This window comes from Bifidobacterium breve DSM 20213 = JCM 1192 (genome assembly GCF_001025175.1).
Taxonomy (GTDB): Bacteria; Actinomycetota; Actinomycetes; order Actinomycetales; family Bifidobacteriaceae; genus Bifidobacterium; species Bifidobacterium breve.
The window spans coordinates 1,332,587-1,345,214 of sequence record NZ_AP012324.1 but is presented as its reverse complement, the minus strand read 5'-3'; the positions used below and the strand labels follow the sequence as shown (position 1 = coordinate 1,345,214).

The following is a 12,628-nucleotide window of genomic DNA, read 5'->3' as shown; positions in this document are numbered from 1 at the left end:
CTTTGCTGAGAATTGTGTCATCCATTAGGGCGCTCGGCGTGACACCTAGAAAATCGGCGGTCGTTACAAGATCGCTTACTGACCATCCAACTTTGCCGCACATCTTCATGGACATAGCACTTTTGGTAATGCCCAAAGCTTCTCCAAGTGCTTTTTGTGTTTTTCCGCTTAGTCCTAGATAGACTCTCACGTTGGTCGGGATCGCCGCTTCAGCACGTTGTCCTTTATCCAAAGGTGTTTCTGGTGAGACTTCCGATGTGGACATATGATCACTTCCCAAAATGGTTCAGAATTTCTTAATTAAGTGTCTCATACGATTTGCGTTCAGTCAAACTGTACGCTATGCTGAAGTACAGTAAAAATGAACCAAGTCAGGAAGAAAGAACTATGAATGTAGTGACCCAAAGAATAAGTGCTCTGGTAAAGGATGAGGGACTTACTTGTGCCCAACTCGGTTCATTGCTTGGTTTATCGAAAACTTCGGCGAATGGAAAACTCTTGGGACGCATTGGCTGGACAACTTCAGACATCGTTGTGTTGTCCGAGCACTTCCATGTGTCTACCGACTATTTGCTGGGGTTTGATGCTGATCATGAGGAGGTGGCGTGATGGCTGGTGGAATCTACGAACAGTCCGAATGGCCGGACAGCCGGTGGGATTGCGTCACGGTGTGCGATGGCTGCCACACAATGGTCTGGAGCACGTTCTGGGACGACTACGATTCGGCTGCCCGCGACGCTTATTTCGCCCGTAACGGCTGGCGCAACTACTGCGTCCCGGGCGACACGGAGATTTTGGAGCTCTGCCCGGCCTGCGCCGTGCGCGCCCTGCGCCGCGGCGAGACCCGCGGACTGGCCGACTCCTGGCTCCGCCCCACGCATGTCTACACGCATGCCTTCCGGGAGGTCGATGCACAGCTCTCCGCCCGCGAACGGATGGTGGCGGGCCTGCTGTTGACCGAGGGGAGGGCGTCATGAGCAACGAAATGTCATGCGACAGTGTGGCCCGCCGCGTCAACGGCGAAAACCCACTGGATGTCCTTGTCAGCGTTTCCACGCCGTATGGCCCGTTGCTCACCGACGATTATGGTCGGTCCATACGTTTTGCCGAGTACGGAGACGGACCATGCCGCTTCGGGGATCGTCCCATCCAGGTCATGAAGCCATATGAGTGGCTCGCCGACCGTGTCTACGTATTTGATGACGAGGCCGTCGCACCGTTCAAAGACGATGTGGCCCGCTTCGTGGTTGAGGCCTGCCGCTGCTTCGTTGGTGGTGACGGAGACCATGATCGCAGCGTGGTGCTGTGCCGCGAAGGAGTCGCAGAACAGCTTGATCTTTCGTCCGACGCCTTCGCACCGATGGTCGGGTCTGACGGCAATGCCGTCAGTTTCAGCTATCAGCCGTGCGACCGCCTTCGCTGCGTCTGCTCGACCAATCCCCAAAAAGGCCTTGGTGTGTTCCATGTATGGACTGAGCGAGGCACCACCTACCAAGCGGTTCTGGGACCATGCGCCTATGAGCGTCGGCCTGAGAAAGCCTTGACCCTGCCAGACGAACTCTGGTCCAGGAATGAATCCTGGATGCGCGATTTCTTCGAGCAGGAGACTTCCGATTTCCTCTGCCTCGGCGTGGTTTCGCGCCGGACGAATATCAGGTTCGTTGAGGGAGGTGGTGCGATGGTCTGATCTCATTTGGAATTCTCTCTTTCTCTGCAATCGATAAAAAATGCCCGTTCCCGATGTTGGAGCGTCGGGGACGGGCGGTGCAACCAATATTCCGAGCGGCCGCGGATCCCGTATCTTGCCGGATCCCGGTCCGTGGCCGCCCAATGCATTGTCTTGGAGTAGTGATCACACATGAACGACTTTACTAAAGCATTCCGCATGTCTTGCTCTGTGTTTCCCGAGTGTAACCGGGATTTTCAGGCGCCGGTTTGGACGTTCCCGGTCGTGGTGGCATTCGCCCGCCACAACGGTCCGGGCTCCGTCGATTCCCGTCGCCTGGCGTCGATGATGGCGCACCCGTCCATGGAAGGGAGACTCGCGTGAACTGGCTTGCAATCGTATTGATCGTGTTCGTCGCGTTCTCATGGCTGATGACGCTGGCCCTGTGCCGGGCGGCACGTCTCGGCGACGAGATGGCCGCCAGATTGGCCGACGAACGCCGTGCCGCCCAGCAGCGTGAGGAGGAGCGGCCGTGAGCAACATCGCACTGTCTTGGGCCTTCAAATGCCATGTGGGCAACGCCAGCGCGAAGGCCGTGCTCGTCTACCTCGCGGACCGCGCGGACGACGACGGCACCGCAGCCTATCCGAAGATCGCGACCATCGTCAACGTCACCGAACTCTCGGAACGGACCGTGCGCGCCGCGTTGAAGACTCTTCAGGAGCGCGGCTTCATTCGCCGTGGCGACCAACGGTATGCGCGCCTCGGCAAGGGCGGCAGGAACCGTCTGCCCCAGTACTGCCAGATCGTGTGGGACCTCGCGGTCGAATCCGACCCGTCGACCCTCGAATGGATCAAGGAGACGCACACGGCGGAACACGACCCGAAGACCATGGGCAATACCGTGGACCCTGCCGCCTCCACCATCATGGAAAACGGCGAATCCAAGGACGTGACTCCGGAAAACGCTGGAACGAAGCCGATTCCCAGCACTGCAAATCTCGCAGGGCTGGAAAACGACCCGGAACCGGCACTGCAAATCTCGCACCTCCAGCACTGCGAGAGCTGCACCCCCAGCACTGCAAATCTCGCAGGGCTGCTATATAAGGATAAAACCCTCCAGGTAAACCCTCCGAGTAAACCCTCCTTCCCCTCTGCCCCTACGGGGCATCTCCCCGCAAGCGGGGCGACCGCCGCCGAAAAAATAAAACCGAACAACTCGGCGAGGACGACACCGAGATCGCCGAAGCGGCCGGACGGGTCCTCGCCTCGCTCGGTGTGCAGCGCTCGATGCTCGGCCTGGCCACGCCCTCACCGACCAAAGCCGACCGCAAGGCCATCATCGGCCTGTACCGCAGGCTCGTCGACCAGGGAGCGCAATGGCCCACCCTTGTGATGGTCGGCGCGATCGGCTTCGCCATGAACGGCGATTGGTGGCCCAAACGCATCCGCACCGGCCGGGCCCTCGCCAGACGCTGGGACGAACTCAACGACGACATGATCCTCGCAGCCGGCCGCACAGACGGCGACGCACACGCGCAGGCGGTTCCGGTGGCCGTGCCGGAGCCGGATGCTGCGCCATGGCTGCCCGACTGGGCCGTGGAGACGCTGGCCGAATTGGACGGCCAGGACGCGACGGCCGGAGGGGAGGCGACGGCATGATCACGCGCATCGACTGTTCCGAGGCGGGCTTCAGCGAATTCCTCCTCGCCAACCCGCAGCTCGACGGGCATGGGGACCTGATCTGGCAGCTGCATGCCGTCTACTGGCGCAACAAGCGCCTCGGCCATCCCAAGGCCGTCGGCCTGCTGATCCAATACGCCCGGGCATGGGCCGCCCGCAATCCCGGCGAAACCGCCATAGGACGCCTCCAGGCCCGCAAGACGCCGATGACGCAAGGACGGCGGCCATGAACGGGCGGGACATGATGCCGGCCTGCGCGAGAATCGCCGCGGTCGACCCGGCCATGGCGGATCGCATGTGGAACACGACGACCGACGACGATGGCCGGGACCTGGTCGACGAACGGATGCGCGGCAAGGGCCGCGTGCTGTGTGCCGCGTGCCCCATGCGCCTCGACTGCATCAGCCGCGCTCTCGTCAACGGCTGGAAGGACAAGGCCGTGTACGGCGGGCTCGACTATGCGAGCCGCTGGACCCTCGCCCGACTGATCGCCCGTGACCTCCACATCGCCGACGGCGGTCTGCACCGGATCCCACGGAGTCGGGTCCGTGACTGGCTGGCCGAACATCCGGACTGGGGCGAACGCATGCGCCGTGATGGCCGCGACTACTGGCGACGGACCAAACGCCGCCAACGCTCGCGCCGCGAATACACGCACGACGATCCGCTGTCCCTTCCGACCGAACCCGTGCCGAAGGGCCTGGTCCAGGGCAGCCTCTTCTGACCGCTTCCCGTCGTGATCCGCGTGGGACGCGGCATAAACCGCAATACCGAAAAACCAACTAACCGGAATGCCGAAAAACCGGATACCGACATACCGAAATAAGGAGAAGCCGATGAACGACAAGAAGAACCGCGAGCCGATGGTGATCGCGTTGGCGACGGGCAAGGGCGGCAGCATGAAGACCACCAGCGCCGTGTTCCTGGCCTGCGCCCTCGTGGACCAGTCCCGGGGCGAGCAGCATGTGCTCGTCGCCGACGCGGACGTGCAGGGCGACGCGAAGGACTGGTGGTACAGGGCCGCCGAGCTGGGCGACCCGCTGCCGTTCGACGTGATGTCCGCCGCGCCGGCCGACATCACGCACCTGCACGGGATCAACGACCGTCTCGACGACCCCGTCGACTGGGTGCTGATCGACTCCGCCCCGTACGGGCGCGCGTTGGACGAATCGGTGAACAACGCGGACCTCGTGGTCATCCCGTCGAGCCCCAGCCGCATCGACCTCGACCAGGCCGTCGGGGTGAAGGACCTGTGCGACCGGCGCGGCGTCCCCGCCGCGATTCTCCTGTGCCGCACCGAGGCCAACACGACCGCCCTGCGCGACGCCCTGGCGTGGATCGACGACGCGGGCATCGCGTGCTTCGAGACGCTGATCCCGAAACGCCAGGACATCCTCAACGCGAAATCCACCCGCCCCCGCGGGTCCCGCCTGCACGAGTACCGCGACCTGGCAGCCGAACTCAAGCGGACCATGCGACAGCTCAAGGGGGAGGACCTGTGAGGAACATGAATTTGACGCCCCGTCCGCGCGACCTGACCATGCTGCTCACCGGCGGCCGGCCGGCACCGGCGGATACCGGAAAACCGGAATCGGTGGAAACCGAAATACCGAAAAACCGGAAGACCGTGAAACCGAGCGACGCGGAGGGCTGGGTGAAGACCAGCGTGAGCCTGCGCGCCTCGACCCGACGCAGGCTCAAGACCTGGGCCGCCGAGCATGACATGCGCATTCAGGAAGTGGTCGATGCTGCCCTCGAAACGTACCTGGGCTTGAAATAAGCTGTGAACCTATGAACAAGGAGAACAATGTTCCTGAAGGGAGAGTGCGCGGATTTCCCCGGCTCGTGGTCGGACCGCATGTGGGGGCCCGACGACCTTCCCAACCAGCGAAGCCAATACGATCTGCGCCGTGCGGCGGTGCGGATCTGCGAGGCCTGCCCGGTCAGGGCCGAATGCCTCGCGTTCGGCATCATGGTCCGGGACCAGTACGGCATCTACGGCGGACTGCCCCTGCGCGCCCGACGCCAGGTGCTGAAGACCGCGCAGGAGGCCGGATTCCGGTTCGACCCCGACGACCCGACCGCCGCACGGCGGCTCGCCCGGTACATCCGCGAGAACCCCGAGATCGTGGCGGCGGCACGCGAGAAGGAATGCAAACGCCGCAAGACCGAGCAGCGCAACGCACGCCAGCAACGATGGCGCGCCGCCACACGCTCGACCGGCAAGGCGAAGGCCCCGGCCGCCGCCACACAGGAACCGATGCAGGACACCCTCTTCTGAAGGCAATCCGATACAGATGAAAGGAACAATCCCAATGACCACGAACACGAAAAAGGTGGCCTTCGTCAACCTCAAGGGCGGGGTCGGCAAGACCACCAGCGCCATCGAACCCGTCGAAACACCCGCCGAGAACATCACGGAGCCAAGCAAGGATGGAAGGAAGTGTCCGAAGTGGCTGCCGCCCCTGGTCGCGGCCGTCTGCGCGGTGATTCTGGTCGCGGCCGGCGTCGTCGGCTGGAACGCTTACAGCGGCGCGAAGCTCGCCGAGGCCAAGGAGGCGTGCGCCGCCGCCGACACCGTGCGCAGCAATGCCAACGAGTACAACGCGCTGCTCAACGGCGATGCCGCCGATGCCGCCGCCGTCAGGGCCGAACAGGTCAAGGACTCGAAGACCGTCGAATCCTTGGGCAAGGAGCTCAAGGCCATGGCGCCCGAATACGAGGGCTGCGTGGCCGAAGACGCGCAAGGACTGGATGCCGCCACCGTGAAGCTCAATGAACAGGCCGACTGGTACGGGACCCACGAGAAGAGCCTGTCGAAGGCGGTGAGGGCCGTCACCGAATCCAAGGCAGCGAAGACCCTGGAAACCGCGAAAACGAATCTGACGGCGAAGCTGGACGAGGCGTCGAAGCTGCTCGCGGATTCGGACGGCAAGGTCGCGGACAACGCCACCCGCGACGCATTGTCGAACGCCATCGACGCGGCGAACGGGCTGAAGGACGGGAACGATCCGGCGAAGATCGACGGGGCGCGCAAGACGGTGGAGGATGCCATCAATGGCGTGAACGCGAGCGTCCAGGCAAAGACGGACGCGGATGCGCAAGCCGCCGCAGCGGCCGCCCAGGCTCAGGCGCAGGCCCGATCCGCCTACAACGGCGGCTCCTCCTACTCCGGCGGCGCGTACAGGCGCACGGAAGGCTCCGCTTCCGGCTCCAACACATACCGTGGCACCACATCGGGCGGCACCGGCTCCGGCTCCACGTCCGGCTCCGGCCCGGCCGGCGGCTCCGCCCCGAAGCCGAACCTCAGTGGAGGCCACGGGTGCGGCAATAGCTGCCCTCCGCCGTCTAGTGATGGTTTGATTCATCACTGATTGACGATTGGCTGATTATGGCTCGTATCGGGAAACCGGTACGGGCCTTTTCCATGGATTTCGCAAAGGAAACCCATTTCCCCGTGAACCCGTGTCCCCGCATTCCCGTGTATCCGTGTTGCCGGGAAATACTTCCGGATTTTTGTAGACGCCATGCTCCGTGGTTCGGCGTGTCGTCTGTGAGGCTTGTTGGTGGCTGCCGGGCCAACCGGCGGCTACCTCCCGTTATTCCTGCGGTCGGAAGCCCCGCCACCCCTTGAAAAAAGGCGGCGGGGCCATGACCGGAAAGTTTGAGGGGAGGGGATGAACAGACAAGGTTAACGGAGGTTCATTTTGAACTTTGGCAGGAAGATGATGAAGGCCGGTGTCGCGGCGGTGGCTGCGATCGCCACGCTTGGTGCCGGCGGCGTCGTCGCATCGACCGCGTTCGCGGGCGGTGGCGGCGGCAACCAGCCCGGCGCGGGCGGAAACATGGACGTGTTGCAGTTCTGGCAGTACAAGGACGACGCATCGGGCGCATGGGGTCCGGCCACGAGTCTTGATTCGGTGCGCACCGCCATGAACAATGCCGGCGTCGCGTTGCAGGGCGGTGGCGTCACGAAGGCGCAGGCCGCATTGGACCAGGCCCGCACGGAATGCGAGACCGGTTTCCGGCAGCGCCATCCCGGCGAGGGCGATGGTGACTGCCGAGTGGTCGCCGTCGGCGCGGTGCCCTACATCTCAGGCCGCAGCTTCATCTACGACGGCACCGGTTACTATTCGCCCTCTTTGCCCGGCGGCTGGTATGACAACTGGAACACCTACGTTGCGCCAAACACATATAACTATGCGGGTACTCAGAGCTACCGCACATCTGATGGTTTCTCGGATGATCCGTCGAACAGCGTGGATGCGATCATGCGTCGTAATGTGGGGGCTTCCTCGAAGCCGTCGATCGTGGTCATCGTGCTCGACAAGTACCAGCCCGCGCCGCCGAACTATGATCTGACCGTCAGCACGCAGGCCGGCGGCACGTTCACTCAGGCCGGCGCGACCGGCGACGTGTCCGACGCGATCACCACGAGCCGTGGCAACAGTTCGATCAGCGAGAACGTGACGGGCACCATCACCCTGCATTGGACCGGACTGGACGGCACGACCCGCACCGCGTCCAAACAGTTCACGCAGGACAACAACACGACCCAAAACGTGTCGTTCGGTTTCAGGGACGTGGACAAGACATGGAAATCCTGGCCCGCCGGCTCCTACTATTACGACGTGAACGTCCCGAAGCAGGGCAAGATGAAGGCCGACGCAGGCCATGCGGGCGCGGCCGATGCGAGGGAATCCTGGAAGCCGGTACCGACCCCGCCGTCGAAGAAGCTCACCAACGCGGCCGGCCAGCAGGTCACTTCCGACGCGCAGCAGATCGCGCCCGGTTCCTTGTACACGGCGCACATCGCCGCGCAGTCGAACGCGAGCGAGCATTTCTGGCTGTACGACACGATCGACGTGACCGCGCAGAAGGTCCTGATCGGCGGCACCGACAGGGACGACGTTTCGAAGGTCACCGTGACCGACCAGGACGGCAACGCCGTCAAGGCCGACATCACGGTCGATGACAGCCAGCCGGGCAAGCGCATCGTCAAGGCGCACGTGTTGAACCCCGCGTCCGGACAGTACACGCTGAACGTGCCCCAGTCCGCGACCCCGACCGGTTCGGACTACACCATTCCGGACGATAGCCAGGCCTGCTGGACCGGCGACGAATACGGCAGCACGGACAAGAGCCACTGCCAGACCGGCAACAGCGAACAGGTCGGCAAGGTCACCCCGAAGCCCGACAAGGTGTGGGTGCTGGACTCCAACGGCGCGTTGAACGCCGAGGATCCGGAGCATACGAACGACAAGGGCAGCGACAACCGCACGTTCGTGACCGGCGACGCGATCGGCGCCGTCGTCAACGGACGCATCCCCGCCCACCTCCTGAACCCGTTCACCTCCTATTCGATCACCGACGACTGGACCGCGTCGGCCCAGTGGATCGACTGGAACCACAAGGACCAGGTCAGGGTGTACGTGGACGGCAAGGACGTGACCGACCAGTTCGACATCACGATCGACACGGCGAAGCACACGACCACCGCGACCGCGAAGCAGTCGTTCCTCACGAAGACCGCGTTCGGCACCGCCGACCGCAAGGTCAAACTGTACATCGGCGGCATCGTCAGGCAGGTTCCGAACGCCCAGGCCGCGGCCGACCAGAAGAAACTGACCAACAAGGCCACCGAAACCTGGAACAACGAATCCCGGCCGACCAACGAGCCGCCGGTCTGGGTGCGCAATCCGAAGCCCGACAAGGTATGGAGCGCCGACCAGGGCCAGGCCGCGAACGCCGAGGACTCGGCGTGGGCCAACAACGTCAACGCGGACACGCACACGTTCGTCCAGCAGGACGATTTCGGCGTGACCGTCAACGGCCTGCTGCCCAGGAACCTCGCCAGGAAGATGAGCTCCTACGAGCTTGGCGATGATTTCTCCAAGAGCGCCAGGAACATTGATCTCGACTCCGCGACCGTGACCGTCACCATCGACGGCAAGGACGCGAAGAACCTGTTCGACGTGCACAAGCAGGACGACAGGGTGTGGGTCAGCGCGAAGCAGGAGCTGCTCGACACGACCTACAACCAGGCCGCCGACCGCAAGGTCCGCATGACCATCAAGGGCACGTTCCTCAAGGACGTGCTCAAGGCCGGCCAGAAGGTCCAGCTCACCAACGGTGATTGGGAGAAGTGGAACCAGCAGACCGTGCCCGGCAACGAGCCGCCCGTCAAGGAGTGGAGCCCGAACCCGGACAAGAGCTGGATCCGTCTCGGCGAGGACGGCAAGTGGGCCGCCGTGGTCGATCCGACCGGGTCGAACAAGACCGGCGCCGACACGTTGAAGTTCCTCGACGGCGACCAGGTCGCCAGCGTCGTCAACGGCGTCATCGCGTCCGACCTCGTCAAGGTCACCGACATCAAACTGACCGATGATTACGCGACCGCCGACTACATCTGGGACCTCGCGTCCGACCAGTCGCAGATCCGCGTGTACGAGGCGGACGCCACGACCGACGCGGCGTCCTCCGTCGCGGACATCGCGAACAAGGGCCGTGACGTGACCGACCAGTTCGACATCACCGTGGCGGGCACCAAGGTTACCGCGACCGCGAAGCCGGAATACCGTGCCGCGCAGGCCGGATTGAAGAATCCGAAGCAGATCAGCCTGCTCCTGCCGGGCGTCGTGAACTTCGCGAACGGCAAGGGCGCGGCCCAGGTCCGCAAGGACTTCGGGAAGAACGCGGGCGACGAGCTCACGTTCTGCGAGAATCCAGACGGGTCGAAACTGACCAACAAGGGTTCCGAGAAGGTCAACCACGAGTCCCAGCCGACCAACGAGCCGTACATCTGCGGCTACGTTCCGCCGGTCGTCAAGAAGGTCGTCGCCGAAGGCAGCCAGGGCGGCGCGAACAACGACGCGAACGACAAGGTCGTGTATCCGGGCCAGAAGGTCGAATACAGGCTCACCACCCGTCCTCAAATCCCGTCGGACCTCGCGTACCGCATCGTGTCCATCCGCGACACCGACACGTACGACCGGTACCTCGAACCCGACCAGCAGACCCTGGAGGTCACCGACCTCGCCACCGGCGACCAGCTGACCACCAGTGATCCGCAGATGGGCGTCGAAGGCGACTACACCGTCGCCTGGGACAACGCCAACCACCAGTTCACCATCACGTACTCCGACAAGTACGTGGCCGAACACTGGCGGGCCGGCTCCCACCCGCAGGTCCAGGTCCGTTTCGAAGGCACCGTCGCGAAGGACGCACCGACCGACCGCAGGGTGGACAACCAGTGGATGCTCACCCTGAACAATTCGATCACCCCGTCCAACATCGTCGACAACCTACCCCCGAAGCATGATCCCTCCAAGAAGGACAACCAGTCCAAGGAGCAGGGCGACCCGTCCGTCAGCATCGACGGGAAGACCATGCTGCTGGGCGACACCGGCAACTACGTCGTCACCCTCGACCTGAAGCAGACCAACAACGCGTACCGCGTGTGGAAGGCCGGCATCACCGATGATTTCGACGACGAGCATCTCGCCATCGACGGAACCAAGATCGAAGTACTCGACTCCAAGGGCCAGGACGTGACCGGCAAGTTCAACATCCAGATCAAGGACGGCGTCGCGTACGTGTACGCGAAGACCGTGGACACGTGGATTCCGAAGAAGGGCGTCACCGTGAAGGGCGATCCCCAGCCGACGGACCTCGCCGCCTACGCGTCCTCGTCCAAGCATGATCCGCTTTCCGATCCGAGCATCGACCAGAACCTCCTCGGCCAGGAATACCGGATCGTCATGCCGTACAAGGTCGTCAAGGTCGAGGACGGCTACACGGTGAGGAACAAGGCCATCCAGGTCACCAACGACCTGACCCGGGAAACCAACGAGGTGTCCAACCCGCTCAAGGAAATCAACCCCGCCAAGGACGTGACCGTCAAGGTCGGCGGCGAAAGCATCGACGGCAGGAGCGTGTACAAGGACCGCACGTTCCTCTACCTGTTCGACAGCTCCATCATCCCGGCCGGCCGCGCCTACCCGCGGGTCGACCAGTGGAGGATCGTGGACCCGCTGAACACCGAGTACGACCAGTACACGGGCCAGTGGGCCGTGTACGCGAGCCGTGACCTGTACAGGGACGGCAAGGTGATCGCCGCGAAGGGCGACAAGCTCGCCGGCAGCGGCTTCGACTCCTCGAAGTTCGGCGGCGACCTGTTCGACGCCGCGGCCGACGCCAACGGCGTGGTCACCGTCGAAGCGACCGAAGCGTACCGTACCCTCGTGTCCGCGGACAATAGCCACGAGAACGGCTGGCGCGCGTACATCCAGTGCAAGCGCCTGAAGGTCTCCGACCGCGTCGAAAACCGGTTCACCGAATACTTCAACGACAAGGAGCTCGAATCCAACATCGTGTGGACCCGCACTCCGGACATGACCCCGTCGATCCACATCGAGAAGTACGACGTGGCCTCCGGCGAACAGGCCGGCGACCGCGACGACGTGAAGGACGCGTTGAAGATGGCCGGCGACAGCCAGCAGATCGCGTTCAAGATCACCAACACGTCCAAGACGGACTCCTCGACCGGTGAGGGCGCCTGGTATCTCGCCAAGGACCTCAAGATGGTCGACAGGACCATCGCGGGCGAGGGCGACGTCACGGACCTGAAGTATCCGGACAACTGGGACACCCTCGTGCTCAAGCCCGGCGAATCCACCATCATCACCGGCACCCTCAAGGGCGTCGAGCAGGGCGGCAAGCACACCGACCGTGTCAAGGTCACCGGCACGCCGCTCGTCGAATGCCCCGTCACCGACCAGTTCGGCGGCCAGCAGTCCACCGACGGCAACCAGACCGGCGACACGAAGGTCGACGGCGACGCGTCCGACACGACCGGCCTCAAGCAGGTCAAGGTCGGCGACAGGACCCTGTGCGAGGACACCACCGTGGAATCCAACACGGACGACTGGAACGGATACCGTGCCAAGCCGTTGGCCTCCACCGGCACGGCCGTGCTCGGCCTTGCCGGCGGCGCCCTGGCGGTGCTGCTCGCCGGCGGCTCCCTGCTCGTGTTCCGCAAGCGCCACTGCGCACAGGGTTCCGGCCGCCACACGGCCGTGAACGCGGGCAAGTGACCCGTGGCGTTCCGGCCTCGTCGTCCGATGACGGCCGGGACGCCCTCCATCGACTTCACATGCCGGAAAGGGGCATACCTTCCGAATCCCGTGCCCCGGACGGCGTGCGAACCCCCAGGCCCTTCGCCAGCCTCTCCCGGCGGAGGGCCTTTCCCATGCCCGGAACCCGTGAACCCGTGGAACC

At 63.7% G+C, this 12,628-nt stretch carries 13 protein-coding genes; 12 read left to right on the top strand and 1 reads right to left on the bottom strand.

The genetic code is table 11. From position 1 onward, the window contains the following. The first annotated feature begins 342 nt into the window (after nucleotides 1-342). Together BBBR_RS05870 and BBBR_RS05865 are read left to right on the top strand one after the other, a co-directional pair. Complete coding sequence (locus tag BBBR_RS05870; protein WP_003830682.1) at nucleotides 343-609, top strand: helix-turn-helix domain-containing protein; 267 nt, start codon at nucleotides 343-345, stop codon at nucleotides 607-609. Next, the gene (locus BBBR_RS05865) at nucleotides 609-977 is read left to right on the top strand and encodes a hypothetical protein (protein ID WP_003830683.1); all 369 of its coding nucleotides are present in this window, start codon (nucleotides 609-611) and stop codon (nucleotides 975-977) included. The genes BBBR_RS05870 and BBBR_RS05865 overlap by 1 nt, the downstream gene beginning before the upstream one ends. A gap of 11 nt (nucleotides 978-988) precedes the next feature. Here the strand turns inward: BBBR_RS05865 and BBBR_RS11260 are convergent, their stop codons facing one another. Then, nucleotides 989-1,693 carry a GNAT family N-acetyltransferase gene (locus BBBR_RS11260; RefSeq protein ID WP_003830684.1) on the bottom strand — a complete coding sequence of 235 codons (705 nt, stop codon included), beginning with the start codon at nucleotides 1,691-1,693 and terminating at the stop codon, nucleotides 989-991. Nucleotides 1,694-2,046: 353 nt separating this feature from the next. Between BBBR_RS11260 and BBBR_RS10910 the strand changes: the two genes are divergently transcribed. From BBBR_RS10910 to BBBR_RS05810, 10 genes are all read left to right on the top strand, one after another. Then, nucleotides 2,047-2,202 (top strand): hypothetical protein, encoded by a 156-nt coding sequence (locus BBBR_RS10910; protein ID WP_003830686.1) that lies wholly within the window; start codon nucleotides 2,047-2,049, stop codon nucleotides 2,200-2,202. Next, nucleotides 2,199-3,062 (top strand): helix-turn-helix domain-containing protein, encoded by an 864-nt coding sequence (locus BBBR_RS05845; RefSeq protein WP_003830687.1) that lies wholly within the window; start codon nucleotides 2,199-2,201, stop codon nucleotides 3,060-3,062. Before BBBR_RS10910 ends, BBBR_RS05845 begins: the two co-directional genes overlap by 4 nt. After that, nucleotides 3,062-3,328, top strand: coding sequence for a hypothetical protein (locus BBBR_RS11135; RefSeq protein ID WP_003830688.1), 267 nt, complete (start codon nucleotides 3,062-3,064; stop codon nucleotides 3,326-3,328). Before BBBR_RS05845 ends, BBBR_RS11135 begins: the two co-directional genes overlap by 1 nt. Further along, nucleotides 3,325-3,579: a hypothetical protein gene (locus BBBR_RS05840; RefSeq protein WP_003830689.1), complete on the top strand. Its 255-nt coding sequence runs from the start codon at nucleotides 3,325-3,327 to the stop codon at nucleotides 3,577-3,579. The genes BBBR_RS11135 and BBBR_RS05840 overlap by 4 nt, the downstream gene beginning before the upstream one ends. Next, nucleotides 3,576-4,073: a WhiB family transcriptional regulator gene (locus BBBR_RS05835; RefSeq protein WP_003830690.1), complete on the top strand. Its 498-nt coding sequence runs from the start codon at nucleotides 3,576-3,578 to the stop codon at nucleotides 4,071-4,073. Before BBBR_RS05840 ends, BBBR_RS05835 begins: the two co-directional genes overlap by 4 nt. Before the next feature lie 112 nt (nucleotides 4,074-4,185). Continuing rightward, entirely contained in the window at nucleotides 4,186-4,851 is a 666-nt protein-coding gene (locus BBBR_RS05830; protein ID WP_019727506.1) for a ParA family protein, read from the top strand. 5 nt (nucleotides 4,852-4,856) lie between these two features. Beyond that, nucleotides 4,857-5,129, top strand: a complete 273-nt coding sequence (locus tag BBBR_RS05825) for a hypothetical protein (protein WP_003830692.1) — start codon at nucleotides 4,857-4,859, stop codon at nucleotides 5,127-5,129. Between the two features lie 27 nt (nucleotides 5,130-5,156). Then, on the top strand, nucleotides 5,157-5,630 hold the full coding sequence (locus BBBR_RS05820; RefSeq protein ID WP_003830693.1) for a WhiB family transcriptional regulator: 474 nt from the start codon (nucleotides 5,157-5,159) through the stop codon (nucleotides 5,628-5,630). A gap of 34 nt (nucleotides 5,631-5,664) precedes the next feature. Further along, nucleotides 5,665-6,723 carry an FIVAR domain-containing protein gene (locus tag BBBR_RS05815; RefSeq protein ID WP_019727507.1) on the top strand — a complete coding sequence of 353 codons (1,059 nt, stop codon included), beginning with the start codon at nucleotides 5,665-5,667 and terminating at the stop codon, nucleotides 6,721-6,723. A 333-nt stretch (nucleotides 6,724-7,056) separates the two neighbouring features. Next, nucleotides 7,057-12,444 (top strand): LPXTG cell wall anchor domain-containing protein, encoded by a 5,388-nt coding sequence (locus BBBR_RS05810; RefSeq protein ID WP_225851443.1) that lies wholly within the window; start codon nucleotides 7,057-7,059, stop codon nucleotides 12,442-12,444. The last annotated feature ends 184 nt before the right edge of the window (nucleotides 12,445-12,628 follow it).